The following is a 25,673-nucleotide window of genomic DNA, read 5'->3' as shown; positions in this document are numbered from 1 at the left end:
GGTGTTGGCGTAGAGATTGGTACTCTAGAACCCTTATACGCCTGCCAAATCAGCCAAAGGAATGATTTGCAAAGCCGTACAAATGCTAGCTTTGCGCCAGCATTTGCCGGTTTTCGTCTTCGGTCAGGCGGTTTGTCCCACAGCCTCTTCAGAAGGCGTGCGTGGGAAAACCACCGCAGCGAGGAAGGTCAAAGCTCCGAAACCCGCAAGAATCAAGTACAGGCCTACAAAACCATGGCGCGGTTCGACATAGGAAATCAGTGGAATCGCCGTAGCACTGGCGCCGAACGATAAACAGTAACGCAGGGCGAACACCCGTGATTGCCACTGTGGGGCGACGAAGTTGGCGACCATCGCATCGTTGACGGTGACCTGCCCGAACACCACGAACATGAACGCCGCACCGAGGGCGATTACCGCCCAGCCGTCGGCATAAGCCAGCGCGAACAACAGCGGTGCCTGGCACAGCGTCAGGACAATGAACGGCCATTTCAGGCTGAGCCGATGCAACACCCGACCAATGCTCAACTGTGCAACCGCACCAAAGGCATAGGCCAGACTGACCACCACACCAAGGGTTTGCGGCGAGGCAAACAACTCATGCAAACGCTCCTGAAACAGCTTCGGATAGGTCATGGTGGTGGCGTTGAACACCACGCCGCCAGTGGCCGTCGCCAGCGCCAGCACGCCGAACACCATGAGCATGGAAATACGCTGGCCAGCGGCCCCCTTGAGTGGCGTGTGCGCACGCTTCGGAATCGGCTCTTCACGCACGTGCAAGGCGAAGCCAATCCCCAGCACAATCGCCACTGCGCCCGGCATCAGAAACGCCGAGCGCCAGCCGAACTGCGCCACCAGCAAGCCTGTGATCAGCGCCGAAAACGCCACGCCCAGATTGCCCCACATGCCGTTGATGCCGATTTCACGGCCACGGTTTTGCGCATAAGCCACCAGCATCGCCGTGCCGACCGGATGGTAAATCGCGGCAAAAATACCGATCAGGGTCAGGCCGATCACCAGCATGCTCGGACTGTTGCTCAGCCCGGTGAAGATCGCCGAAGCGCCGATACCGAAGAAAAACACCAGCATCATCTGCCGCCGGCTCCAGTGATCGCCGAGCCAACCAGCGGGTAGCGAACAGGCGCCGAAGGCAATGAAGCCGCCCAGCGACAAGCCGATCAGCGCGGCGTAATCGAGACCGAAGGCCTGAGTCATGCCGAGAACGGCGGCGGGAAAAATCAGCATGAACATGTGATCGATCACATGCGCGGCGTTGATATAGCGAATGACGTTTCTGGATTGATTCATGGCGGCACGCTTTACGTTGTTGTGTACCACCTATGCTAAGTTGGCGAAAAAGCGCATTCCTGCCACATAAGTCACTCAATCAGACATGTTGATCAGCCATTTCGAATACGGTCCGGTGAGCGCCTACCCCCGGGATTACCTGGACGGCGCGCACCAGCCGTTGCATCTGCATCGTGAGGCGCAGTTGTTGTATGCCGTCAGTGGCATCATGCGCGTGGTCACGGAATCGGTGCCTGGGTGATTCCACCGAGTCGTGCGGTGTGGATTCCGCCCGAGGTGGCGCACGAGATTTTCATGAGCGGCGACGTGCAGATGCGCTCGCTGTTCATCTCGCCCGCGCTGTCGCCGGCCGCCCTGCAACAATGCTGTGTGCTGGCGGTGACGCCGTTGCTGCGAGAGCTGATCCTGCGCGCGGTGCAAGGGCCGCCGCATGCCGACAATCCGCTGATTCAGCAATTGATGCTGGAAGAACTCGCCAGCCTGGAAAACCTGCCACTGCACATTCCGATGCCCACCGACCGGCGCCTGCAAAACATCTGTCTGGCGCTGCTGCACACGCCCGATCACCCCAATACGCTGGAAGACTGGGCGCAGCAGGTCGGCGCCAGCTCACGGACGTTAGCGCGGCTGTTTCAGCAACAAGTGCAGATGAGTTTCAACGCCTGGCGCCAGCAACTGCGCTTGATGGAAGCCCTGCCACGTCTGCTCGCCGGGGACAGCGTGCAGCGTGTGGCGCGGGATCTGGGTTACGGCAGCGCGCGGGCGTTCAGCGCGATGTTCCGCCGTTTGCTCGGGGAGAATCCCCGCGATTACCTCAACACACTGAGCAAGCTCAGCGAACTCGTGTAGGAGCTGCCGAAGGCTGCGATCTTTTGATTTTGTTGTAAAAAGACAAGATCAAAAGATCGCAGCCTTCGGCAACTCCTACAAAAGGCAATCAATGCATCTCGGTAAACGCGATTTTCACGCCGAGAGCGATCAGCACCGCGCCCATGGTGCGATCGAACCAGTGACCCATGCGGGCGAAACCGGCACGCACGCGTTGCTGGCTGAACAGCATCGCCACCAGGCAAAACCAGATGGCCGTCGCAACGGCGAGATAAACGCCATAACCGGCCTGCACCGCCAGCGGCGTGTGCGGGTTGATCACCACCGTGAACAGCGACAGGAAGAACAGCGTGGCTTTCGGATTCAGACCGTTGGTCACAAAGCCCGAGGTGAACGCGCCGCGAGCGGTGCGCACACCGGCCTCCTTGTGCAGATCATCGGTCACGGTTTTTGCTGGTTGCGCACGCAAGGCTTTGAAACCGATGTACAGCAAGTAAGCCGCCGCTGCCCATTTCAACGCGTTGAACAACACGATCGATTGCGACACGATCAGGCCGATGCCGAGCAGCGAATAACCGACGTGCAGGAAAATCGCCGTGCCTACGCCCAGCGCGGTCCAGGTACCGGCGCGACGACCATGGGTCACGCTCTCGCGCACCACCACGGCAAAGTCCGGGCCAGGGCTGGCGACGGCCAGCAAGTGGATCAGTGCAACGGTCAAGAACTCGGTCCAGTACATGGGGGCTCCTTTCGGCCAAGCGTATCAATTTGTTTCATCTGGTAGGCTCGGCAGATTACGCCCAACGCTCACAGCACAAAAGGTACAGTTGATGACGAACACGCGCCGCGCGGTATTCCTTGATCACCCTTCGCTGGATCTCGGCGATCTGGACCTCAGTCCGTTGCGCGAGTGTTTCAGCGATCTGCAGCTATTCGCCCAGACCTTGCCCGAGCAAGTTGCCGAGCGCCTGCAAGGTGCCAGCGTGGCGATCAGCAACAAGATCCTGATCGACGCCGCCGCGATGGCCGCCAATCCCGATCTGAAACTGATCCTGATCACCGCCACCGGCACCAACAACGTCGACCTTGCTGCCGCCCGCGCTCAGGGCATCACCGTGTGCAACTGTCAGGGTTACGGCACGCCGTCGGTGGCGCAGCACACGATCATGTTGCTGCTCAACCTCGCCACGCGTCTGGCCGATTATCAGAAAGCTGTCGGCGAAGGTCGTTGGCAGCAGGCCAAACAGTTCTGCCTGCTCGACTACCCGATTGTCGAACTGGAGGGCAAAACCCTCGGTTTGCTCGGTCATGGCGAACTCGGCGGCGCTGTGGCGCGGCTGGCCGAAGCGTTCGGCATGCGCGTGTTGCTCGGGCAGATTCCGGGCCGCCCTGCTCGCCCGGATCGTTTGCCGCTGAATGAACTGCTACCGCAAATCGACGCCCTCACCCTGCACTGTCCGCTCAACGAACACACTCGCCATTTCATCGGCGCCCGCGAACTGGCTTCGATGAAGCCAGGCGCGTTCGTGGTCAACACCGCCCGTGGCGGTCTGATCGATGAACAGGCGCTGGCCGATGCCTTGCGCAATGGCCACCTCGGCGGCGCGGCTACCGATGTGTTGAGTGTCGAGCCGCCGACCCAAGGCAATCCGTTGCTCGCGGCGGACATCCCACGCCTGATCGTTACACCCCACAACGCCTGGGGTAGTCGCGAAGCACGGCAACGCATCGTCGGCCAATTGACCGAAAACGCTCAGGCGTTCTTCAGCGGTAAGGCGCTGCGGGTCGTCAGTTGATAAACTGCGGCACTTTTTTTTGAGGAGCAGTTATGGATCCGCGCAGTGAAGTACTGCTTCGTCAGCCCGAGTTGTTTCAAGGTTCGCTGTTGCTGGCCGGTTTGCCCGCCGACGATTTGCTTGGGCGCCTGCCCAACGCATTCGGCTGGTGCTGGCATGCCGGCGACCAGGCCGCGCTGGACGCCCGTTTCGAAGGCCGCAGCCATTTCGGCGTGAACGTGCCGGAGCGCGAGTTCGACAGCGTCGTGGTGTTCCTGCCCAAGTCCAAAGACCTGACCGATTACATCCTCAATGCCGTGGCCTCGCGTCTGGCCGGGCGTGAAGTATTTCTGGTCGGGGAAAAGCGCAGCGGCATCGAAGGCGCATCCAAGCAGCTCAACCCGTTCGGCAAGCCGCGCAAACTCGACAGCGCGCGGCACTGCCAGCTCTGGCAGGTCACCGTGGCAAGCGCACCGGAAGCGAAATCCCTGGAGAGCCTGGCGCAGACCTATGAATTGCCACTGGCCGAAGGCCCGCTGAAAGTCATCAGTCTGCCGGGCGTGTTCAGCCACGGTCGACTGGATCGCGGCAGTGCCCTGCTGCTGGAGCATCTGGACAAACTGCCGAGCGGCCATCTGCTCGACTTCGGCTGCGGTGCAGGGGTTCTGGGCGCTGCGGTCAAACGTCGCTACCCGCACAATCAGGTGACCCTGCTCGATGTCGATGCCTTCGCCGCCGCCAGCAGCCGCCTGACATTGGCGGCCAACGGTTTGGAAGCTGAAGTGCTGACTGGTGATGGTATCGATGCCGCGCCGATGGGTTTGAGTGCGATTCTGAGCAATCCACCGTTCCATGTCGGCGTGCACACCGATTACTTCGCAACCGAGAACCTGCTGCGAAAAGCAGCCAAACATCTGAAAAATGGCGGCGAACTGCGCTTGGTGGCGAACAGCTTCCTCAAGTATCAACCGCTGATCGAAGAGCATCTGGGCGTCTGTGCAATCAAGGCCGAAGGCAATGGTTTCCGGATTTACCGAGCCAAGCGCGGCTGAAACCTCTTTTAAAAAAGAGGCTTGCTCAATCGGATTTGCCTAGGCAGAATCCGCTCCGTCCTAGGGGAGTAGTCTCCCACGAGCGCCATGCTCGTCCGGCATACGTCAACATACTTGATCCTCAGATCATGGCGTATGCGACCCAAGCGTCCGCAGCAGACGGATCGCAGGGTTTGACAAGACCTATGACACGCACACCTTACCCGGGGCGGGAAGGCTGTACGTGTCATAGCCGTGTCGACCCGCCCCTTAGGAAATCCTGATGCTGGACTCGTTACTCGTTCCCACCGCAATCGTTGCCTTGGCCGAAATCGGCGACAAGACGCAACTGCTCGCGCTGATTCTCGCCGCTCGCTTCCGCAAACCCTGGCCGATCATTGCCGGCATTGTCGCTGCGACCCTGGCCAACCACGCAGCAGCCGGTGCGGTAGGCGCCTGGTTCGGCAGTTTCTTCTCGAATGCGACACTGCACTGGATCCTCGCGGCGAGCTTCACAGCCACGGCGTTGTGGACGCTGGTCCCGGACAAAATGGATGACGATGAAACCAGCACCGCGCGCAAGTTCGGGCCGTTCCTGACCACGCTGATTGCGTTCTTCCTGGCGGAGATGGGCGACAAGACTCAGGTCGCGACGGTGATGCTCGCGGCGCAATACCCGGATCTGTGGCTGGTAATTATCGGTACCACTGCGGGCATGTTGATTGCCAACGTGCCGGTGGTGCTGGCGGGTAATTTTGCTGCGGACAAATTGCCCCTGACCTTGATCCGTCGCCTTGCGGCTTCGGCGTTCATGATTCTGGCAATCGTTGCGGTGTACAAGGCGATGCAGAGCAGCGGATGGGTTGGATAACGCTAACCGACGATACAAACTACCTATCAATATAAGGCGATCGATAGCTGTCAGAGTTGACAGCTATCGTCACCGTATTAACGGGCCTACATTCATGACTTCTGATCTCATTGAACTTCACAAGGATCGTAATCATGAGCAAGCCCAAGCATTACTCCAAACTAAGCAAGTCCGGCATCATCATTCCCTACATGCCTTTCAGCCATTCTTGCGCGTACAAGATAACCGTCGATGAATTTGATCCGAAGCGGGTGCATTTCCTGCTGACAGGGCTCACTGAAAACGGTCTGAAAGAATTGGCATTCCTGGACGGGAGAGCTGACCTGCTCGCTCAAAACTTTGGTGGTTACAGGAGTCGTGCTACTGAATACGGGAGTGACTCATCCGACAGTTACTATTGGACGTTTCCTGCCGCAGGCACGCCGACCCACTTCACAATTTCAGACGGTGCGGGAAACCCGTTCAGGATCAACTTCACAAAGAAAAACGCTCGAGAGTTCAAGTTCGAGTGCGAGTTCTTCCTCGTGTTTGGGAAAGATCATGACTACGACCCGCGCGGTAACTACATCTTCATCGATTATCTACTGCCCTCACCAGGCTCCGTGCTAAGAGACAACTTTGCCAAATGCATAGCCCGGCAAATAAAACGGGTCAAGGCGCTCTCGCTGTGAGAGCACCTTTTTTACTCAGGATTTCGGCGCCTGTTCGTACAACGGCATAACCTTCGGAATCGCCGCCTGCAACGAGGCGATCCGGCTGGTCGAAGCCGGGTGAGTGCTCATGAACTCCGGCGGCGAACCTTCCGACGCCTTGCTCATCTTGTTCCACAGAGTGATCGCGGCATTCGGGTTGTAGCCCGCACGAGCGGCCAGCTCCAGACCAATCAGATCAGCTTCGTTTTCGTTGGCACGACTGTTCGGCAGGGTCATGCCGTAGTTGGCCACGGTGTCGGCCAGCGCCAGGCTGTCCTGACCCAGACCGAGCAACGCACCCGCACCCTGCTTGGCCATTTCAATCCCGTAGGCTTTGGACATCGCTTCACGACCGTGCTCGCGCAAGGCGTGGGCGATTTCATGGCCCATGACCGCGGCAATTTCATCGTCGGTGAGTTTCAGGCTGTCGATCAGCCCGGTGTAGAAAATGATCTTGCCGCCAGGCCCGCAATTGGCGTTGAGTTCATCGCTCTTGATCAGATTGACTTCCCATTGCCATTGCGCCGCATCCGGACGGAAGTTCGGCGCCTGGGCGATCAGGCGGTTGGCAATCGCCTGAACCCGCTTGGCCTCGGGACTGGTCTTGTCCAGCACACCTTTGCTGGAGGCCTCGCCGACGGTCTTCTGATACGACTGGGCATACATCTGGTCGACCTCTTGCGAGGACAGCATGCTGAACATGTACTGCTTGCGCTCCACACCCACGGCACCGCCGCTGGTGGTGTTGACCGACTGACAACCGGCCAGCAACAGCGCTGCGCTCAGTGCACTTACAACCAATGTCTTGTTCATTCAAAAGCTCCCTGAAAACCTGCGCGTATCCTAGGCGGGTAATTGTATCGACGCCAGATACAACGGACGTGTTGCAGCGACTTTCAGACGTTTCCCGCCAAAACTGTCGTAAAAAATTCACAGCGTTCACCAAGCCCGCAGCAACTGCGTCGTGCACGGACCCATTTGCGACATCGGCTTGCAATTGCACCGGCTCGCACTCATGGCCCAATCCCGCCTGCCGATACATCAGCGCAGACGTCCTCTTGCGTGCGGAGCTCCCATGAAGTTCAAGTCGATCCAGTTTTCCGTCGCCGCCCTGGCCGGCGCCATCGTGCTTAGCGTGGTGGCCGCGCTGGTGCTGTATGCGCTGTTTTCCGGCGCCCGTACTCAAGAGATGGTGCAACAGCGCACCCAGGCGCAGTTCGAGCAAGTCATCGAACAGCGCCTGACTTCGCTGGCACAAACCCAGGTCAGCCAGATCCAGCGCGAACTCGAAGCACCGCTGCTGATTGCCGGCGGACTGGTACGGGTCAACGCCCTGCTCGGCACGCCGGGCACCGATGGCCAGCCGCGCCTGAGCGTCAGCCGCGAGCAACTGATCAGCCTGATCAAAGAGAACGTCGAGCAGAACCCGAAAATTCTCGGCACCTACATCGGCTGGGAGAAGAACGCCCTCGATCACAATGACGCAGCTTATGTGGGCACCAGCGTGGTTGGCATCGACGCGGCCAACGGGCGCTTCCTGCCGTGGTGGTTCCGCAACGATGACGGCACCCTCGGCCTGGACAAACTGGTTGACGTCGACGACCAGAAAACCCTGTCCACCGGTGTGCGCGCCAGCGAGTACTACCTGTGCTCGAAAGAGAGCAAAAAATCCTGCGTGATCGATCCGGCGCCCTACAAGGTCGGCGACAAGATCGTCATGCTCGCCTCCTTTATTGAACCGATCATGCTCAACGGCGCCTTCCAGGGCATCGTCGGCGCCGACCTGTCGGTGAACTTCATCCAGGAAATGCTCCTCGCTGCCAACCAGAAGCTCTACAGCGGCGCCGGGCAAATGGCTCTGATCGGCGGCAATGGCCGCATAGTTGCCTACACCAAAGACACCAGCAAATTCGGCGAAAAAGTCAGCGATATCCTCGATGCCGAGCAGATTGCCAACATGGCCAATCTCAAGCGCGGTGAAGTGACTTACTCGGTCAACAAGGACAAGGGGCGCATCGAGTTGTACCTGCCGTTCGGCATCGGTCAGACCGACGCGCGCTGGACGCTGATGCTGCAACTGCCGCTCAACGCCGTGATGGCGGATCTGCAAAAACTGCAGGCCGACCTCGATGCGCAACGCAAATCCGACACCTTCGGCATGGCCATGGTCGGTCTACTGATCGCCGGCCTCGGCCTGCTGGTGATCTGGCTGGTCGGCCACGGCATCGCCCGACCACTGAAGCAGATGGTAGCCATGCTCAATGACATCGCGCAGGGCGAAGGTGATCTGACCCGACGCCTGAGCAGCGATCGCAGTGATGAACTGGGCTCGATCGCCAAGGGCTTCAACACCTTTTTGGCCAAGTTGCAGGCGATGATCACGCAGGTGGTGACGTCGGTGCAGAGCGTCAGCGATTCCTCGGAGCACACCGCTGACATCGCGATTCGCACCAACATCGGTATCCAGAAACAAATGGCCGAGATCGATCAGGTGGCCACGGCGGTGCAGGAAATGACCGCCACCGCACAGGATGTCGCGCGTAATGCGACTCAGGCTGCGCAAGCGGCCAACCATGCCGATCAGGCGGCGAGTCAGGGCATGCAGATTGTTCGTGACACCTCGAACTCGATTGGCATGCTGGCGGTGGAAATCGGCAAGGCCGTAGACGTGGTGCAGACGCTGGCCAAGGACAGCGAGAACATCAATGCGATTCTCACGGCGATTCGCGGGATTGCCGAGCAGACTAACCTGTTGGCGCTGAACGCGGCGATTGAAGCGGCACGTGCCGGTGAGCAAGGTCGCGGTTTTGCCGTAGTGGCCGACGAGGTGCGCAATCTGGCGCAGAAAACCCAGAAAGCCACCGAAGAAATCCAGAGCATGATCCAGCAGCTGCAGCAGGGCACGCGCGATGTGGTGCGGGTCATGGAAGACAGCCAGAACCGCACTGATGAAAGCGTGCAGCACGCGGCGAAAGCGGCTGAGGCTCTGGAGACCATTACGCAGGCGGTGTCGGTGATCAACGACATGAATACGCAGATCGCCAGTGCGGCGGAAGAGCAGAGCGCGGTAGCCGATGACATCAACCGCAACGTGATCAATATCGGCCAAGTAGCGAATGAAGTGGCGGGCGGCGCGGATGAGTCGAGTTCGGCGAGTGCGGATTTGACCAAACTGGCGGAGCAACAGCGGCGGTTGATCAATCAGTTCAAGGTCTGAAAAGCCAAGAGCCCCCTCACCCTAGCCCTCTCCCAGAGGGAGAGGGCTAGGGTGAGGGGCTTTTGATCTACAGGCTTTAACCCGGGGTCAAACACTCCGGCCCATTGAGTTTCGGATCATTGATCAGATTCGCCAACACCCGCTCGCGCAACGCACCCGGCTCACTGGCCAGCAACCCCTGCAACACATGCAAAGGCGTTTCGGGATCCAGCCACGCCGCCTGCCCCACCTCATCAAGAATTAGCGGCCGCCGCTGACTCGACGCCGGTTGAGTAATCACCGCCGTGCTCAACCAGACCTGCTCCTGCACCGGATACGCCTCCCAGATCGCCGCAAAAAACAGTGACGAGCCCTCCCCCGGCGTCAGCCAGTACGGCCGCTTGCGCTGGGTCCCGCGCCACTCGTAAAAACCATTGGCCGGCAACAGGCAGCGACGCTGACGCAGCGCCTCACGAAACATCGGCTGTTCCGCAACGGTTTCCGCACGGGCATGCGCCGGCGTCTTCGACAGATCAGTCAGCCACGGCGGTGTCAGCCCCCAACGAGCGCGAGCCAGGGTGCGCTGGCCATCTTCACCGGCACGCAGCATCAACACCGAATCATTGGGGGAAATGTTCCACTGCGCCTGCTGATCGGCGGGAAAACCTGGCAGGGCCGCGAAATCGCGGTTCCAGCGAAACAGGGCATAACGTCCACACATGGGGCAACACGACTCTGAAGTAAAACGAAGCTCAGCCTAACAGACCAGCGTCCCGGGGAAGCTCTCCGGTTCATCGCCGGGCAGCGGCAGCGCGGCATTGTACGCGGTGATCAGCTCGCGGGCGTATTCGGCCTGATCGTTATCGACGGACAGTCCCAGCAGACCGAAAATCGGTAACTCGCCCGTGCCACCGAGCAAATCGCGGCCGATCAAGTGCGCTTCTATGCCTTCACTGGCGAGCATGCCCTTGAGCATTTCACCTTCCATCAGGTTTTCCGGCTCATAGATTCGCTGCATACGCGGCCCTCACTCGTTTTCGCTGAAAACTTCCAGAAACCAATCCTCTTCGTGGACCTGCAACACGAACGTTATCGGGCAGCAACACACCTGACAATCTTCGATATAGGTCTGATCACCGCCGGACAGGTCCACTGACGTCTCGACCGTTTCCCCACAATAAGGACATTCGTATTCAGCGGTTTCCAGCATCGCGGTCTCCCAAGTGACTTGTGCGTATAATCGCCGGTCTATTTGCAGGGCTATTTTTGTCTGGCTACTTTTTCAGACCGTGCCCCGCGGGTTTTCGATCAAAACCTTTACTTACCCTAGCCGTTTCCAACAAGAGAGCATGATGGGCGAATTCGATGCCATCCGACCTTACGACGACAGCGAAGTACCTGTGGTACTGGCAAGACTGCTCGGCGACAAGGCGTTTCTAGATATCCTCACCCACTTCCGCTTCCCGCGTTTTGCCGGTGCCTTCGGCTGGATGCTCAAACCACTTATAGCCCATCGGCTGCGTCGTGAGTTCGCCGACGTGACGTCGGTGGCGACGTTGCAGGACAAGGTCGAGTCCTACGTCGACCACACCATCGAGCGCGCCACCGACGGCGTGACCTACACCGGTGTCGAGCAATTCAAGTCCGGCAGCGCCTATCTGTTCATCGCCAACCATCGCGATATCGTGATGGACCCGGCCTTCGTCAACTACGCCGTGTACCACGCCGGCCTGCCGACGCCGCGCATCGCGATTGGCGACAACCTGCTGCAAAAACCGTTTGTCAGCGACCTCATGCGCTTGAACAAGAGCTTCATCGTCCACCGTTCGATCACCGGCCGTCGCGAAAAAATGGCCGCGTATCAACTGTTGTCGGCGTACATCAACCACTCGATCCGCAACGATTGCGCCTCGATCTGGATCGCTCAGGCAGAAGGTCGGGCGAAGGATGGCGATGACCGTACCGAGTCGGCGATTCTCAAGATGTTCCACATGAGCCGCAAGGACGAGCCGTTCGATGAAGTGATCCGCTCGCTGAATGTCACCCCGGTGTCGATCAGCTACGAATACGACCCGTGCGACCAGGCCAAGGCCCGCGAGTTGTACATCCGCGCCACCACCGGCACTTACGCGAAAGCGCCGGGCGAGGACGATGTGAGCATCGCCAAGGGCATCACCGGCTACAAGGGCCGCGTGCACGTGAACTTTGCCGCGCCGATCACCGAGCTGTTCGAAGACACCAAGCAATTGGCGATCGAGATGGACAAGCAGATTCTCGGCGGCTACCGGTTATTTCCGGTGCATTACCTGGCGTACGCGCAGTGGGCCGATGCCGATCCGCAATTGAATGTGCCTAAGGCTGTCGAAGTGTTCCCGGCGGATGAATTGGCCAAGGCGCAGGAAGAATGGCAGAGCCGGCTGGATGCGTGCCCTGCAGAGCACCGTCCGTATCTGGTGCTGCAATATGCGACGCCGGTGCGCAATCAGTACCGGGTCAAGGCTGGGTTGCCGCTGTAAGCGGTTTCCACCTGACGCAAAAACGGCGCCTTCGGGCGCCGTTTTTTATGCCTGAAGCTTTTAGAAGCGCGTGCTGATCCAGGAAACGACCAGGGCCAGAGCGAGGCAAGCAAAACCGAAGCGATAGAAAAACCGGTTCATGCGCAAAGTCGCCCAATCCAGTATCGGCTCGGCATTCGGCTGCGCCTGACGCTGGGCGGCAATGCTAGCCATCGCGCGCTGCTCACGGCGGCGAGTGGCGTGCAGCAGCCAGCTGCCCGGAAACGCCAACAACAGCGCCAGCAGGTTGATCAACTTGGCGGGATGGGCGGTAAACAGCGTCATCAAGTGCAGCGACATCACAGACCTCTATCTGAACCGGTATGGCAGACGCCAGATCGACGACTGCGGCGCGGATTCTACCCAAACCTTGCTCCCCTGCCCCAGCCTTTGCGACAAATTACCTGACAATCGACCGATGGCTGTCCTGTGTCACGGCATCGTCATGTGGATAGGCCACCCTGCGCGCCTCGAAACACACATGGAACGCGACATGCTTCACGCTGAAAACCAGGATCGTCTGTACCTCATCACCCCTTACGACGAACAACAGAGCCTCGTCGGCAGCCTTGCCTTCAATGTTCAGGATCGCCATTGGCTGGTGTATTGCGCGCTGGGCGGGCATCAGCATGCGGATTTGCCAGAGACGGATTTGCTGACGGGTGTCAGCGTTCTCGACTTCTACTCCCAGGCTGCCTGAGCAAAAAGCCCCTCACCCTAGCCCTCTCCCGGAGGAAGAGGGGACTGACCGGGTTGTTTGGTCGAGGTACATCGACCTGAAAAACTCGAGTGAACTCCGGTTCTGAAAAACCGCCGATCGGCTCCCTTTCCCCCTCGCCCCCCTGGGGGAGAGGGCTGGGGTGAGGGGGTACGATTTCATGCCCGACAAAAAAGCCCGAGGCCATAACTGATCCCGGGCTATTTCACATCCGCCGAAAACTTACTCAGCCAGAACCTGACCCACCGTCGGATCCTTGAACAGACGCGTCAGCGCATCGCTCAATACATCGCTGACCAGTTTGGTGTTGGTTTCCTGATTCGGCGCCATGCCGAAACGCTGGTCCAGCGACGCACCATAACGGCCGCTGTAGCGACGGTTGGCGTTCTGCACGTCGGAGCGGAAGGTCGCGCCGATGGTCGCTTCAGTCACGTACATGCCTTCTTTCGGCGACTGATACTTCAGCTCGGCCAGAGTCACGGTCAGCTGCGGAGCATTCGGTGCGTTGCTGGTCGGGGTGAAACCCAAGAGGCGCACGGCAGCTTCGGCCTGAGCCTGCAGCTTGGGCAGGATCTGCTCGCGCTGCACGGTGATGGCGCTGGTTTCCGGGTACAGGCCGCCGCGGGTACCGAGGGTTGGCGACGGCCGACCGTCGACCACACGCACGACCACTGGCTGGCCACGGCCGACCGCTGGCAGCTGGGTGGTCAGCTTCGGCTCCGGGTTCAGTTGTTGCGGGCTGTGGGCGCAGCCGGCCAGGGTCAAACCGGCCACAGTGATCAATCCGAACAACAGGCGTTGCAACATGCTCTTCTCTCCAGAATCAGGCACAAACAGGCCGGCAGTATAGCGGTGGGCCACTGCGGGTAACCAGCGCCCGGCAGTGAATACTGAAATGTCTGACAAACCCTTGGGAAAGCGGTTCCTGTCACAGATTATTCACCCGCCATACACGTTCACGTCACGGCACCTTGGCAACCTTGCAATCAGTCCCCCACAAGGTACTCAACCATGCGTTATCTGATCTCGTTGTTCGCACCGCGCCCGCTGCACCGCAGCTTCGCCCTGCTCGATCGCAACGGCCATTGCCAGGCATTCAAGCAGTGCAGCCTGCAACCAATGGGCGACGGTTGGGTGGAAATCGAAGAAATCCGCCTCAACTGGTTGCACCAGCCACTGCCCGCCAGCGCCCGCGTCATAGCGTCGCAGCCCCGTGCACGGGTGCAAGCGATGTTGAGCATCTGACCGGATGCCTAATAAAAGTCATTAAACACGAGCAACTGCCCGCATTTCTTCGATACAATCTCCCCCCGATTATAAGGACGTCTCCTGATCGGGCCCCGCAACAGCGTCAATGCGCATGCATTTGACATCAAAATCGCCCACAGAGAGCCGCCCACACAGATCGAGTGAAGTTGGCGCGCTTGCCTGTTCTTCCGGCAAAAACCCCGCTTTTCGCGAATCTGCAGAGCTGTCATGACGCTCGGCCACCGCGTTGTTTTTGCCCTCGGGCAAGGTGCCAGGCCTGGACAGCCCTTTTTTGAGGTTCACGTCTTCAAAAGAGCGTGAAAAAAACGGGTTTTCACAACTTCACAAGAGTGTGGCGAGCAAATGAAAAGTTTTGCGTCTGAACATGCACCATTAGCGTCTGAAACAGCCCAACGACACAGGACCGGGTATACCTCGAATATCGGAGCCTGAAGCCTGTCCGCTACGGATTTGGTTGCACAAAAATGGATGTCTCGACCATAAGTCGAATTGCCAGCTGTGCGCTGAAATGAGTTCATGGAGCTCTTGAAAGCCAAGCCGCATACATCCGTCGAAGTTGCGAAAAATTGCGAAGATTCGGACATGGCGACCTGACCACGGATAGCTGGGGCATAACTGATCTGTCCCGGAACGCCTGGCAGCCATGCCGACAATTTGGTGCTGCAGATTTTGGAGACGCGTTAAATGGCGCATAACGAAGCAGTCGACGTAGTTCTGGTTGGGGCGGGCATCATGAGTGCCACCCTGGCCGTGCTGCTCAAAGAGCTCGACCCCGCGATCAAGCTGGAAGTCGTCGAGCTGATGGATTCCGGTGCTGCGGAGAGTTCCAATCCATGGAACAACGCCGGTACCGGTCACGCCGGCCTGTGCGAGCTGAACTACACGCCGCAAGCCGCCGATGGCACCGTCGACATCAAGAAAGCCGTGCACATCAACACCCAGTTCGAGGTGTCGAAGCAGTTCTGGTCGTACCTGACCAAGCAAGGCACCTTCGGCTCGTGCAAATCCTTCATCAGCCCGGTGCCGCACCTGAGTTTCGTCCAGGGCGACAGCGGCGTGTCTTTCCTCAAATCGCGCTTCGACGTGTTGAGCAAGCACCACGCCTTCGCGGACATGGAGTACACCGAAGACAAGGCCAAGATGGTCGAGTGGATGCCGCTGATGATGCCGGGCCGCTCGCCGGACGAAGTCCTCGCTGCCACTCGCGTGATGAACGGCACCGACGTCAACTTCGGCGCCCTGACCAATCAGTTGCTCAAGCACCTGACCAGCGCCCCGGACACTCAAGTCAAATACTGCAAGCGCGTCACTGGCCTCAAGCGTAACGGCGCCGGCTGGACCGTCAGCATCAAGGACGTCAACAACGGCAACACCCGTGAAGTCGATGCCAAATTCGTCTTCCTCGGCGCTGGCGGTGCGGCGCTGCCGCTGCTGCAAGCCTCGGGCATCGAAGAAAGCAAAGGCTTCGGCGGCTTCCCGATCAGCGGCCAGTGGCTGCGTTGCGACAACCCGGAAGTGGTCAAGCACCACCAAGCCAAGGTTTATAGCCAGGCTGCCGTAGGTTCGCCACCGATGTCGGTGCCGCACCTGGACACACGCGTGGTCGACGGCAAGAAATCCCTGCTGTTCGGGCCATACGCCGGTTTCACCACCAAGTTCCTCAAGCACGGCTCCTTCATGGACCTGCCGCTGTCGGTTCGCGCCGGTAACATCGGGCCGATGCTGGCCGTGGCGAAAAACAACATGGACCTGACCAAGTACCTGGTCAGCGAAGTGATGCAATCGATGGAACAGCGTCTGGATTCCCTGCGCCGTTTCTACCCGGAGGCGAAAGCCGACGACTGGCGCCTGGAAGTGGCCGGCCAACGGGTGCAGATCATCAAGAAAGACCCGAAAAAGGGCGGCATCCTGCAGTTCGGTACCGAACTGGTGTCGGCCAAGGACGGTTCCCTCGCCGCCCTGCTCGGTGCTTCGCCAGGCGCGTCGGTAACCGTTTCGATCATGCTCGAACTGATCGAGAAGTGCTTCCCGGCCAAGGCCAAGGGTGAGTGGGCCGGCAAACTGGCGGAAATCTTCCCGGCCCGTGAAAAGGTCCTGGAAACCGATGCTGCGCTGTATCGCAAGATCAACACGCAGAACAACATCGCGCTGGAACTGGTTGAAGAAAGCAGCGAGACCCCAAGCTACGCTTGATCTTGCCGCATAAAAAACGCCCCGTACTCAGTGAGCGCGGGGCGTTTTTTTATGCCTGGGAAAAGCCTCAGGTGCGGGACTTTTCGATCAGCTCAATGTATTCCGGGGCGTTGCGCTGATCGGCTATCACCTCAACGAAGGTCTTGCCCTGCTCGTCCTTGCCATCCACGTCATAACCAGCTGCAACGAAGAAACCCAGAAAGCGTTCGAAGTCGTCGATACGCAGGCCACGGTAGGCCTTGATCAGTTTGTGCAGCGACGGCGAAGTGGCGTCGACCGGCTCAAAATCGAGGAACAGCTTGATCTGCTCATCGCCGATCTCGTCACCAATCACTTGTTTCTTATCTTTACGCATTGCCGACTCCAGCTCGCAGACATTACACGGGGCGGGCAGTTTACCCCTGCGCGGCCGCCCGGCTCAACGCGATCGCACCGCCCCGGTGTGCAAATCGGCCCAGATGTGGCCGTTGGCGTAACTGAGGAACTGCACATACACGGTGTCATTGCGCAGCAGATCGATGATCACGCGGTATTGGGCCTGTGGATAAAACAACGTCAGGGTTTTGCTCTTGTCGTCGTAGATCGGCTTTTTCAGGCTTTTGCTTTCGCCGTCGAAATTGACCAGCACCTGGGTGATCGTCGCGCCCTTGTTCAGGGATTTACCTTTGAGGCGGATCATCAGCGGCGAGGTGACCGGGATCGGCTGCTGATTGGACTGGCGTTGCGCGCCGACCACCACGGAGTAATCGGTGACCTGCAGCAGTTGCTGCTGCTCGGGTTCGGCATCGCGCACGGTCAGATCATCCGGCGGCAGGAACTGGCTGTGCATCGGCGCGGCGGACAGCGGCAGGCTGAGGGCCAGCAACAGGGCGGCAAAGCTGCGGATCAAGAGGCGCATGACAGGCTCCGGAGGGCGGGGCCGAGCACTCTAGCATGGGATTAAAAGCAAAAGATCGCAGCGTTCCGCAGCTCCAGGGTGGACATCAATCCCATGTAGGAGCTGCCGAAGGCTGCGATCTTTTGATCTTGCTTACATGCCTTTAACGGCAAAGATCCCGTTGGCATTGCGCCAGTAGCCTTTGTAGTCCATGCCATAACCGAAGATGTAGCGGTCGATGCACGGCAGGCCGACGAAATCGGCTTTCAGGTCAGGACGCGCCTTGCGGTCGTGGTCCTTGTCGATCAGCACGGCGGTGTGCACTTTGCGTGCGCCGGCATGTTTGCAGAAGTCGATGATCGCGCCGAGGGTGTGACCTTCGTCGAGGATGTCGTCGATGATCAGCACGTCGCGGTCGATGAACGAGACTTCCGGCTTGGCTTTCCAGAACAGGTCGCCGCCGCTGGTTTCGTTGCGATAACGGGTCGCGTGCAGGTAGGACGCTTCCAGCGGGAAGTGCAGATGGGTCAGCAGTTTGCCGGAGAAGATCAGGCCGCCGTTCATCACGCAGAACACCACCGGGTTGCTGTCAGCCAGTTGTTCGTTGATTTGTGCACCGACACGGGCGATGGCCGCTTCGACTTCAGCTTCGGTGTACAGGCAGTCAGCCTCTCGCATGATTTGACGGATATGCTCGAGATCAGCGGACATGGCGCTCTCCAGGGGTGGCGGAATTGGAAAAGCGGGCAAAGGTACGCATCCATTGAGGCCGAATCAAGCCTTTATGGACTAACGTACAGAATGTCCTATAGGACATCACCCTCGGATAGATTAATCTAGGCCGGTTTTTTTGCCCGCCGCCGGAGTTTTTCCATGCCCATCCTCGAGATCCGCCATCCGCTGATCCGTCATAAACTCGGCCTGATGCGCCGCGCCGATATCAGCACCAAGAACTTCCGTGAGCTCGCTCAGGAAGTCGGCGCCCTGTTGACCTATGAAGCTACAAAAGATTTGCCGCTGGAGTCCTACGATATTGCGGGCTGGTGCGGCACCGTGTCGGTCGAGAAGATCGCCGGCAAGAAGATCACCGTCGTGCCGATCCTGCGCGCCGGTATCGGCATGCTTGAAGGCGTACTGAGCCTGATCCCGGGTGCCAAGGTTTCCGCTGTGGGCGTCGCCCGTAACGAAGAAACCCTGCAAGCGCACACCTATCTGGAAAAACTGGTTCCGGAAATCGACGAACGGTTGGCGATGATCATCGACCCGATGCTCGCCACCGGCAGCTCGATGGTTGCGACCATTGACCTGTTGAAAAAAGCCGGCTGCAAAGACATCCGTGCGATGGTGCTGGTTGCCGCGCCGGAAGGCATTGCTGCAGTAGAAAAAGCTCACCCGGACGTGACCATCTACACCGCGTCTATCGATGAGCGCTTGAACGAGCACGGTTACATCATCCCTGGACTTGGCGACGCCGGTGACAAGATCTTCGGCACCAAGCAGAAGGACGCGTAACCATGCAGCAAGAGTTCAACGATCCGCTCTGGCGCACGGTGCTGTCCGGCGCCCAGATGCTGTTCGTGGCTTTCGGCGCCCTGGTGCTGATGCCGCTGATCACGGGCCTGGACCCGAACGTGGCACTGTTTACCGCAGGTCTTGGGACGATCCTGTTCCAGATCGTCACCGGGCGTCAGGTGCCGGTGTTTCTGGCGTCGAGCTTCGCTTTCATCACCCCGATCATTCTCGCCAAGGGCCAGTTCGGCCTCGCCGCGACCATGGGCGGTGTGATGGCGGCCGGTTTCGTCTACACCTTCCTCGGCCTTGCCGTGAAGATCAAAGGCACCGGGTTCATCGACCGTCTGCTGCCGCCGGTGGTGATTGGTCCGGTGATCATTTCCATCGGCCTGGCCATGGCGCCGATTGCCGCGAACATGGCGATGGGCAAGGCTGGCGACGGTTCTGAACTGATCCATTACCAGACCGCAATGCTGATCTCGATGCCGGCGCTGCTGACCACGTTGATCGTGGCGGTGTTCGGTAAAGGCATCTTCCGCCTGGTGCCGATCATTTCCGGTGTGCTGGTCGGTTTTGCCATGGCGTTCTATTTCGGCGTGGTCGATACGGCGAAGATTGCCGCTGCGCCATGGTTTGCGATTCCGCATTTCACCGCGCCGGAGTTCAACTGGCAGGCGATTCTGTTCATCGTTCCGGTGGCATTGGCCCCGGCGATTGAGCACATCGGTGGCGTGATTGCCGTCGGCAGCGTGACCGGTCGCGACTATCTGAAAAAGCCTGGCCTGCATCGCACCTTGCTCGGTGACGGCATTGCCACCACTGCAGCCGGTCTGTTCGGCGGTCCACCAAACACCACCTACGCCGAAGTGACGGGCGCGGTGATGCTGACCAAGAACTACAACCCGAAAATCATGACCTGGGCGGCGATCTTCGCCATCAGCCTGGCGTTCATCGGCAAGTTCGGCGCGCTGCTGCAGAGCATTCCGGTGCCGGTGATGGGCGGGATTCTGTGCCTGTTGTTCGGTTCGATCGCGGCGGTGGGCATGAACACCCTGATCCGGCACAAGATCGATCTGGGCGAGGCGCGCAATCTGGTGATCGTGTCGGTAACGCTGGTGTTCGGGATTGGCGGTGTGCTGGTCGGCACCGGGACTGGCCCGGATGATTTCGGCCTCAAAGGCATCGCGCTGTGCGCGGTGGTGGCGATTGCGCTGAACCTGATTCTGCCGGGCAATGATGGCTGGAAGAACAAGAAGGCGGATGAGCCGCTGATCTAAGCCTTTAGATCGTCGCTGCCTGAAAAATAGCTTTCGCGAGCAGGCTCGCTCCCATATTGGAATGCATTCAAATGTGGGAGTGAGCCTGCTCGCGATTTGCTTTTAGAGCGCCAGCGGTGCTCTTTCGCAGAGGGTCGCCAAGGCCTTGGCCCATTGCGGGTCATCATTCAGGCATGGCACCAGCACCAACTCCTCGCCCCCCGCTTCGCGGAACTGTTCCTTGCCGCGATCACCAATCTCCTCCAGCGTCTCGATGCAATCGGCGACAAACGCCGGGCACATCACCAGAATCTTCTTCACGCCGCTTTTCGCCAGCTCATCCAGCCGTGCCTCGGTGTAGGGTTCGATCCACTTGGTCCGGCCCAGACGCGACTGAAACGACACCGACCATTTGCCCTCCGGCAGGCCCATGCGCTCGGCGAACAACGCCGCTGTCCGCAGGCATTGCGCGCGATAACAGGTCGCCAATACCGCAGGCGAAGCGTTTTTGCAGCAGTCATCATTCTTGAAGCAGTGATTGCCGGTCGGATCGAGTTTGGTCAGGTGCCGCTCAGGCAAACCGTGGAAGCTCAGCAGCAAATGATCGTAGTCCTGCTGCAGATGCGGCCGGGCGCTTTCGACCAGCGCCTCGAGGTATTCCCGCTGATCGTAGAACGGTTGCAGCACCGACAATTGCACGTCGAGTTTCTTCTGCCGGATCACCCGTTTCGCTTCTTCGATCACCGTGGTGGTCGTGCTGTCGGCGAACTGCGGGTATAGCGGCGCCAGCGTGATGCGCTTGTGCCCCGCCGCGACCAGCTTGAGCAAACAGGTTTCAATCGACGGTTCGCCGTAACGCATGGCCAGTTCTACCGGGCCGTGGGTCCATTGCGTGGTCATCTGCTGCTGCAGACGACGGCTGAGCACCACCAGCGGCGAACCCTCGTCCCACCAGATCGAGGCATAGGCATGAGCCGATTGCTCGGGGCGTTTGACCAGGATCAGCGACACCAGCAAACGCCGCACCGGCCATGGCAGGTCGATCACATACGGGTCCATCAGGAATTGATTGAGGTAGCTGCGTACATCGGCCACCGAGGTGGAAGCCGGGGAACCCAGGTTGACCAGAAGCAAGGCGTGATCGGTCATGCAACGTCCTATTTCAAAGGCGGCTGGAGAGATCATCCAGGGCCGCGCGTAAATCCGTGAACTGGAAAGTGAAACCCGCTTCCAGCAAGCGTGTCGGTATGGCCTTCTGGCCGCCGAGCAACAATAAAGACATCTCGCCGAGGCCGACCTTTAGCGCCAGCGTCGGCATCGGCATGAACGCCGGGCGGTGTAAAACGCTGCCCAGCGTCTTGGCAAATTCGCGATTGCGCACCGGTTGCGGCGCGCAGGCATTATAAGGACCAGTGGCCTGCTCGCGGTGCAGAAGAAAATCAATCAGGGCGATTTGATCGTTGATATGAATCCACGGCATCCACTGCCGACCATTGCCCAAAGGCCCGCCCAATCCGAGTTTGAATGGCAACAGCAAGCGCGACAAAAAGCCGCCCTCAGCCGACAGCACCAGCCCGGTGCGCACCAGCACTACACGAATGCCCTGCGCTTCGGCGCGCAGTGCGGTCTCTTCCCAAGCGATGCACAACTGACTGGCGAAGTCGTCGATCACCGGCGGCGAATCTTCGGTCAATTCGCGCTCACCACCGTCGCCGTACCAGCCGATCGCCGATCCGGAGATCAGTAGCGCCGGTTTTTTTGATCGCGTTTCCAGCCAGGCCAACAGGGTTTCCGTCAGGGTGATACGGCTGCTCCACAGCAACGCTTTGCGGCGATGGGTCCACGGCCGATCGGCAATCGGCGCGCCAGCCAGATTGATGATCGCCTCCACAGGCTCTTCGCCAAGATCTTCCAGACGCGCAATACCACGCACCTGCGCACCACAGATTTTCGCGACTTTCTCCGGCTTGCGGCTCCACACTGTCAAGCGATGTCCCAGCCCCAACCAGTGTCGGCAGAGCTGACGTCCTATCAAACCAGTACCGCCGGTCAGCAATATGTGCATGACATCTTCCTCGCGTGGCGTTTAACCCGGATCACTAGTCTATTTTTATAAACAGGGATCTTTTCTATCGGGCAGGCTCTATTGTTTAACCATAGGCCAAGCTGTCAGAACGAGAATGCTAGAAGTTATACCAAAAAACAAAATTGTACAGGTTTCATCCACGGCGTAGTCTGTACAGAAAGGTAAACGAGGCCCCTATGACTGTACCTATCGCAATCATCGGCACCGGCATCGCCGGACTCTCCGCCGCCCAGGCTCTGACAGAGAGCGGGCACACCGTCCAGTTGTTCGACAAGAGTCGCGGTAGCGGCGGGCGCATGTCGAGCAAGCGCAGCGACGCCGGTTCACTGGACATGGGCGCGCAATATTTCACCGCGCGCGACCGCCGCTTCGTCACCGAAGTGCAGCGTTGGCAAAGCTTGGGCTGGGTCGCCGAGTGGACGCCGCAGCTCTACACCTATCAGGGCGGGCAGCTGAATCTGTCGCCGGACGAGCAGACTCGCTGGGTCGGTGCGCCGCGCATGAGCGCCATCACCCGTGGCCTGCTTGACGGTCTGGAAGTGCACTTTGCCTGCCGCATCACCGAGGTCTATCGCGGTGAAGAACATTGGCATTTGCAGGACGCCGAAGGTTTCACTCACGGGCCGTTCAGCCATGTCGTGATCGCCACCCCGGCACCGCAAGCGACTGCCTTGCTGGCCGCCGCACCGAAGCTTGCCGGGGCGGCTGCCGGGGTGAAAATGGACCCGACCTGGGCCGTCGCCCTCGCCTTCGACACCCCGCTGGACACGCCCATCGAAGGTTGCTTTGTGCAGGACAGCCCGCTCGACTGGCTGGCGCGTAACCGCAGTAAACCGGGGCGCGACAACACTCTCGACACTTGGGTGTTGCATGCCACCAGCGCGTGGAGCCGGCAGCACATCGACCTGTCCAAGGAAGCGGTGATCGAGCAACTGCACGGCGCCTTTGCCGAGTTGCTGCACAGCGCCATGCCGGCGCCGAGCTTCAGCCTCGCCCATCGCTGGCTCTACGCGCGCCCGGCGACGGGCCACGAGTGGGGCACATTGGCCGATGCCGATCTGGGCCTTTATGCCTGCGGCGACTGGTGCTTGTCCGGGCGTGTCGAAGGCGCCTGGCTCAGTGGCCAGGAAGCCGCGCGCCGCTTGCACGAACATCTGCAATGAACCGCCTCAATCCGCGTAAATTGCTGCTGTCGAAATGGACAGCAGCTCACCCGCAAAACCGTGAAAAACACTTTCTGGTGACCGAACTGTTCCGCGACGAGGAAGGCACGGTGCTGGAAGTCGAGTTGCAGGCGGTGTTGACCAAACGCGCCGAACGCCTCGATTGGCAAGCCCTCAAGAACAACGATCACTGGTTATTGGGTTGGCAATAAAGCCCCTGTAGGCCTTCGCCTGCTCGCGATGGCGGTGGACCATTCAACATTTTTATTGAATGACATACCGCTATCGCGAGCAGGCTCACTCCTACAGGAATCGCATCAACCGAAAAAGTTATACAAATAATTTGACTTGTACACCCACGAATCTATGCTGAAGAAAGTTGTACAGAGATCTACCTCTGTACAGGTACAGATTCGAGGTGCCCATGTCAGATCCTTGCCTAGCCAAGCCAAAAATCGCCATCAGCGCCTGCCTGCTGGGTGCCGAGGTGCGCTACAACGGTGGGCACAAGGAATCACGCCTGTGCAGCCGCACCCTCACCGAGCATTTCGATTTCGTCCCGGTTTGCCCGGAGGTCGCCATCGGCCTCGGCATCCCGCGCGAACCGATCCGCCTCGTCGGCGATGCCGAGCATCCACAAGCGGTCGGTACGGTGAACCGGGCGATCAATGTCACTCAGCCATTGGCTGAATACGGCGAGAAAATGGCTGCCGAACTCGATGACCTCTGCGGCTACATCTTCATGCAGCAATCACCGTCCTGCGGCCTGGAAAGGGTCAAGGTCTACCACGCCAACGGCGCCCCGGTGAACGGCGGTGGTCGCGGGATTTACGCCCAGGCGTTTTGCGCACAGCACCCGGATCTACCCGTGGAAGAAGCCGGGCGTCTCAACGACCCGGTGCTGCGAGAAAACTTCATCACCCGTGTGTTCGCCTACAGCGAATGGCAACAAGTCCTCGCTGGCGGCCTGAGCCGTCGCGCCCTCACCGAATTTCATTCGCGCTACAAATATTTGCTGATGGCGCACAACCCGCCGCAATACAAAGCGCTGGGCAAACTGCTCGGCAACATGGCCGACACCGATCCCGTCGAACTCGGCCCACGCTACTTCAGCGAACTGATGGCGGCGCTGAAAAAATGCGCCACCCGTGGCACGCACTGCAACGTGCTGCTGCACATCAGCGGTTATCTGAAACAGGTAATCAGCGCTGAAGACAAACAGGAAATGCAACACGTCATCGGCCAGTACCGCCAAGGCATCGTGCCGCTGGTGGTGCCGTTGACGCTGCTCAAGCATCACTTTCGCCTCCATCCGGATTCGTACATCGCGCAACAGGTTTACCTGCAGCCGCACCCGGAAAACCTCAGCCTGCGAAACGCAATCTAATGAACGAGAAAATGGATACCAGCGCCCAGGAAGACCTCGGCGCGGATTTTAAAAAAGCCCTCGACGAGGGCTGGCTGCCGATTCGCGAAGTCGCCCGGCAGACCGGCGTCAATGCAATCACCCTGCGTGCGTGGGAACGCCGCTACGGGCTGGTCGTCCCGCAACGCACGCCCAAGGGGCACCGGCTGTATTCAGCCGAGCATGTGCAGCAAATTCTGACCATCCTTACCTGGCTCAACCGTGGCGTCGCAGTCAGCCAAGTCAAACCGCTGCTCGACGCACCACAGGCGTTCAGCGAATCGGTGGAAAACGACTGGCAGCGCTTGCGCCAAACCCTGCTTGCCGCCGTCACCCAACTCAATGAACGCAGCCTCGACGACAGCGTCAATCAGGCCATGGCGCTCTACCCGCCACGCACCTTGTGCGAGCAATTGCTGATGCCGTTGCTGGCGGAACTGGAGCAGCGCTGGCAGGGCCAATTTGGCGCGCAGATGGAGCGGGTGTTCTTTTATTCGTGGTTACGCAGCAAATTCGGCACACGCATCTACCATAACAATCGTCAGTTACATGGCGCCCCGCTGTTATTGATCAATCATTCCGACCTGCCACTGGAACCTCATCTGTGGCTGTGCGCGTGGCTGATCAGTAGCGCTGATTGTCCGGTGCAAGTGTTTGACTGGCCGCTGCCGGCCGCTGAACTGGCGCTGGCGGTCGAACATCTGCAAGCCCGTGGCGTACTGCTGTATTCCAGCAAAGCCATGAACCTTGCGCAGTTGCCGAAACTATTGAACGGAGTCAGTTGCCCGAAAATGCTGGTCGGACCAACGGTATGCATCCACCACGCCGAGTTGTCCGTAAGAACTTCCGAGATGGCTGATGTGTTCCTGGCTGAAGACGCGCTTGTAGCGCACCAGGTGCTCGTTCAGCGTGGGCTGATCTAATGGACGCAGTGGGTT

General features: G+C 59.3%; 28 protein-coding genes, 2 pseudogenes and 1 riboswitch. Of the genes and pseudogenes, 17 read left to right on the top strand and 13 right to left on the bottom strand.

Annotated features, from left to right (window positions below; translation table 11 throughout):
* Window positions 1–123 precede the first annotated feature (123 nt).
* Complete coding sequence (locus ACOYXE_RS27790; protein ID WP_460927033.1) at window positions 124–1,308, bottom strand: MFS transporter; 1,185 nt, start codon at window positions 1,306–1,308, stop codon at window positions 124–126.
* An 85-nt stretch (window positions 1,309–1,393) separates the two neighbouring features.
* Between ACOYXE_RS27790 and ACOYXE_RS27785 the strand changes: the two are divergent.
* Window positions 1,394–2,157, top strand: a pseudogene (locus ACOYXE_RS27785) (AraC family transcriptional regulator).
* An 88-nt stretch (window positions 2,158–2,245) separates the two neighbouring features.
* Here ACOYXE_RS27785 and ACOYXE_RS27780 read toward each other — a convergent pair.
* Complete coding sequence (locus ACOYXE_RS27780) at window positions 2,246–2,875, bottom strand: LysE family translocator (protein WP_129395456.1); 630 nt, start codon at window positions 2,873–2,875, stop codon at window positions 2,246–2,248.
* A 91-nt stretch (window positions 2,876–2,966) separates the two neighbouring features.
* Here ACOYXE_RS27780 and ACOYXE_RS27775 point away from each other — a divergent pair, with 91 nt between their 5' ends.
* The 4 genes from ACOYXE_RS27775 to ACOYXE_RS27760 all read left to right on the top strand — a co-directional run bounded on the left by ACOYXE_RS27775 (window position 2,967) and on the right by ACOYXE_RS27760 (window position 6,484).
* Window positions 2,967–3,932, top strand: a complete 966-nt coding sequence (locus ACOYXE_RS27775) for a 2-hydroxyacid dehydrogenase (RefSeq protein ID WP_160059370.1) — start codon at window positions 2,967–2,969, stop codon at window positions 3,930–3,932.
* 32 nt (window positions 3,933–3,964) lie between these two features.
* Window positions 3,965–4,963: a methyltransferase gene (locus ACOYXE_RS27770; protein ID WP_460927030.1), complete on the top strand. Its 999-nt coding sequence runs from the start codon at window positions 3,965–3,967 to the stop codon at window positions 4,961–4,963.
* 50 nt (window positions 4,964–5,013) lie between these two features.
* A riboswitch (yybP-ykoY riboswitch) is annotated at window positions 5,014–5,138 on the top strand.
* Between the two features lie 87 nt (window positions 5,139–5,225).
* A complete protein-coding gene (locus ACOYXE_RS27765) occupies window positions 5,226–5,813 on the top strand; it encodes a TMEM165/GDT1 family protein (protein WP_160059372.1) in 588 nt (195 codons plus the stop codon).
* 134 nt (window positions 5,814–5,947) lie between these two features.
* Window positions 5,948–6,484 carry a hypothetical protein gene (locus tag ACOYXE_RS27760; protein WP_160059373.1) on the top strand — a complete coding sequence of 179 codons (537 nt, stop codon included), beginning with the start codon at window positions 5,948–5,950 and terminating at the stop codon, window positions 6,482–6,484.
* 15 nt (window positions 6,485–6,499) lie between these two features.
* Here the strand turns inward: ACOYXE_RS27760 and ACOYXE_RS27755 are convergent, their stop codons facing one another.
* Window positions 6,500–7,318: a M48 family metallopeptidase gene (locus tag ACOYXE_RS27755; RefSeq protein WP_007912815.1), complete on the bottom strand. Its 819-nt coding sequence runs from the start codon at window positions 7,316–7,318 to the stop codon at window positions 6,500–6,502.
* Between the two features lie 202 nt (window positions 7,319–7,520).
* Between ACOYXE_RS27755 and ACOYXE_RS27750 the strand changes: the two are divergent.
* Window positions 7,521–8,819 (top strand): annotated as a pseudogene (locus ACOYXE_RS27750) (cache domain-containing protein); the annotation flags it as partial.
* 60 nt (window positions 8,820–8,879) lie between these two features.
* Window positions 8,880–9,722 carry a methyl-accepting chemotaxis protein gene (locus ACOYXE_RS27745; RefSeq protein ID WP_405124183.1) on the top strand — a complete coding sequence of 281 codons (843 nt, stop codon included), beginning with the start codon at window positions 8,880–8,882 and terminating at the stop codon, window positions 9,720–9,722.
* Between the two features lie 76 nt (window positions 9,723–9,798).
* Here ACOYXE_RS27745 and ACOYXE_RS27740 read toward each other — a convergent pair whose 3' ends face one another.
* The 3 genes from ACOYXE_RS27740 to ACOYXE_RS27730 are packed head-to-tail and all read right to left on the bottom strand — an operon-like array spanning window position 9,799 to window position 10,911.
* On the bottom strand, window positions 9,799–10,422 hold the full coding sequence (locus tag ACOYXE_RS27740) for an SOS response-associated peptidase (protein WP_160059375.1): 624 nt from the start codon (window positions 10,420–10,422) through the stop codon (window positions 9,799–9,801).
* A 36-nt stretch (window positions 10,423–10,458) separates the two neighbouring features.
* On the bottom strand, window positions 10,459–10,719 hold the full coding sequence (locus ACOYXE_RS27735; protein WP_007912819.1) for a putative signal transducing protein: 261 nt from the start codon (window positions 10,717–10,719) through the stop codon (window positions 10,459–10,461).
* 9 nt (window positions 10,720–10,728) lie between these two features.
* Window positions 10,729–10,911 (bottom strand): CPXCG motif-containing cysteine-rich protein, encoded by a 183-nt coding sequence (locus ACOYXE_RS27730; RefSeq protein WP_160059376.1) that lies wholly within the window; start codon window positions 10,909–10,911, stop codon window positions 10,729–10,731.
* Between the two features lie 142 nt (window positions 10,912–11,053).
* Here ACOYXE_RS27730 and ACOYXE_RS27725 point away from each other — a divergent pair, with 142 nt between their 5' ends.
* Complete coding sequence (locus tag ACOYXE_RS27725; protein WP_460927026.1) at window positions 11,054–12,217, top strand: 1-acyl-sn-glycerol-3-phosphate acyltransferase; 1,164 nt, start codon at window positions 11,054–11,056, stop codon at window positions 12,215–12,217.
* Window positions 12,218–12,277: 60 nt separating this feature from the next.
* Here ACOYXE_RS27725 and ACOYXE_RS27720 read toward each other — a convergent pair whose 3' ends face one another.
* On the bottom strand, window positions 12,278–12,556 hold the full coding sequence (locus tag ACOYXE_RS27720) for a hypothetical protein (RefSeq protein WP_077574500.1): 279 nt from the start codon (window positions 12,554–12,556) through the stop codon (window positions 12,278–12,280).
* A 193-nt stretch (window positions 12,557–12,749) separates the two neighbouring features.
* On the opposite strand from ACOYXE_RS27720, the gene ACOYXE_RS27715 reads away from it, so the two are divergent.
* Entirely contained in the window at window positions 12,750–12,956 is a 207-nt protein-coding gene (locus tag ACOYXE_RS27715) for a hypothetical protein (RefSeq protein WP_008083982.1), read from the top strand.
* A gap of 240 nt (window positions 12,957–13,196) precedes the next feature.
* Here ACOYXE_RS27715 and ACOYXE_RS27710 read toward each other — a convergent pair whose 3' ends face one another.
* Complete coding sequence (locus ACOYXE_RS27710) at window positions 13,197–13,781, bottom strand: YajG family lipoprotein (protein WP_160059378.1); 585 nt, start codon at window positions 13,779–13,781, stop codon at window positions 13,197–13,199.
* Window positions 13,782–13,985: 204 nt separating this feature from the next.
* Here ACOYXE_RS27710 and ACOYXE_RS27705 point away from each other — a divergent pair, with 204 nt between their 5' ends.
* Together ACOYXE_RS27705 and mqo are read left to right on the top strand one after the other, a co-directional pair.
* Entirely contained in the window at window positions 13,986–14,219 is a 234-nt protein-coding gene (locus ACOYXE_RS27705; protein WP_007912834.1) for a hypothetical protein, read from the top strand.
* Between the two features lie 708 nt (window positions 14,220–14,927).
* Entirely contained in the window at window positions 14,928–16,436 is a 1,509-nt protein-coding gene (mqo, locus tag ACOYXE_RS27700) for a malate dehydrogenase (quinone) (protein WP_460927023.1), read from the top strand.
* 67 nt (window positions 16,437–16,503) lie between these two features.
* Here the strand turns inward: mqo and ACOYXE_RS27695 are convergent, their stop codons facing one another.
* The 3 genes from ACOYXE_RS27695 to ACOYXE_RS27685 all read right to left on the bottom strand — a co-directional run bounded on the left by ACOYXE_RS27695 (window position 16,504) and on the right by ACOYXE_RS27685 (window position 18,024).
* Entirely contained in the window at window positions 16,504–16,791 is a 288-nt protein-coding gene (locus ACOYXE_RS27695; RefSeq protein ID WP_127929737.1) for a PA4642 family protein, read from the bottom strand.
* A 63-nt stretch (window positions 16,792–16,854) separates the two neighbouring features.
* Window positions 16,855–17,334, bottom strand: coding sequence for a hypothetical protein (locus tag ACOYXE_RS27690; protein WP_137219522.1), 480 nt, complete (start codon window positions 17,332–17,334; stop codon window positions 16,855–16,857).
* A gap of 132 nt (window positions 17,335–17,466) precedes the next feature.
* Window positions 17,467–18,024: a hypoxanthine-guanine phosphoribosyltransferase gene (locus ACOYXE_RS27685; RefSeq protein ID WP_064387625.1), complete on the bottom strand. Its 558-nt coding sequence runs from the start codon at window positions 18,022–18,024 to the stop codon at window positions 17,467–17,469.
* A 162-nt stretch (window positions 18,025–18,186) separates the two neighbouring features.
* On the opposite strand from ACOYXE_RS27685, the gene upp reads away from it, so the two are divergent.
* Both upp and ACOYXE_RS27675 read left to right on the top strand, forming a co-directional pair.
* Complete coding sequence (gene upp / locus ACOYXE_RS27680; RefSeq protein ID WP_007912842.1) at window positions 18,187–18,825, top strand: uracil phosphoribosyltransferase; 639 nt, start codon at window positions 18,187–18,189, stop codon at window positions 18,823–18,825.
* A 2-nt stretch (window positions 18,826–18,827) separates the two neighbouring features.
* Window positions 18,828–20,102: a uracil-xanthine permease family protein gene (locus tag ACOYXE_RS27675; RefSeq protein WP_077574503.1), complete on the top strand. Its 1,275-nt coding sequence runs from the start codon at window positions 18,828–18,830 to the stop codon at window positions 20,100–20,102.
* 102 nt (window positions 20,103–20,204) lie between these two features.
* Here ACOYXE_RS27675 and hemH read toward each other — a convergent pair whose 3' ends face one another.
* Together hemH and ACOYXE_RS27665 are read right to left on the bottom strand one after the other, a co-directional pair.
* Complete coding sequence (gene hemH, locus ACOYXE_RS27670) at window positions 20,205–21,230, bottom strand: ferrochelatase (RefSeq protein WP_460927019.1); 1,026 nt, start codon at window positions 21,228–21,230, stop codon at window positions 20,205–20,207.
* 13 nt (window positions 21,231–21,243) lie between these two features.
* Window positions 21,244–22,146 (bottom strand): TIGR01777 family oxidoreductase, encoded by a 903-nt coding sequence (locus tag ACOYXE_RS27665; protein ID WP_460927017.1) that lies wholly within the window; start codon window positions 22,144–22,146, stop codon window positions 21,244–21,246.
* Between the two features lie 197 nt (window positions 22,147–22,343).
* Here ACOYXE_RS27665 and ACOYXE_RS27660 point away from each other — a divergent pair, with 197 nt between their 5' ends.
* From ACOYXE_RS27660 to ACOYXE_RS27645, 4 genes are all read left to right on the top strand, one after another.
* Entirely contained in the window at window positions 22,344–23,330 is a 987-nt protein-coding gene (locus ACOYXE_RS27660; RefSeq protein ID WP_160059382.1) for an NAD(P)/FAD-dependent oxidoreductase, read from the top strand.
* Window positions 23,327–23,542, top strand: coding sequence for a TIGR02450 family Trp-rich protein (locus tag ACOYXE_RS27655; protein ID WP_460927015.1), 216 nt, complete (start codon window positions 23,327–23,329; stop codon window positions 23,540–23,542). Before ACOYXE_RS27660 ends, ACOYXE_RS27655 begins: the two co-directional genes overlap by 4 nt.
* 212 nt (window positions 23,543–23,754) lie before the next feature.
* Window positions 23,755–24,717 (top strand): YbgA family protein, encoded by a 963-nt coding sequence (locus ACOYXE_RS27650; protein WP_160059384.1) that lies wholly within the window; start codon window positions 23,755–23,757, stop codon window positions 24,715–24,717.
* Window positions 24,717–25,658 carry a MerR family transcriptional regulator gene (locus ACOYXE_RS27645; RefSeq protein ID WP_460927013.1) on the top strand — a complete coding sequence of 314 codons (942 nt, stop codon included), beginning with the start codon at window positions 24,717–24,719 and terminating at the stop codon, window positions 25,656–25,658. The genes ACOYXE_RS27650 and ACOYXE_RS27645 overlap by 1 nt, the downstream gene beginning before the upstream one ends.
* The last annotated feature ends 15 nt before the right edge of the window (window positions 25,659–25,673 follow it).

This window comes from Pseudomonas sp. MC6, assembly GCF_054790575.1.
This window is presented reverse-complemented; position numbering and strand designations above follow the sequence as displayed.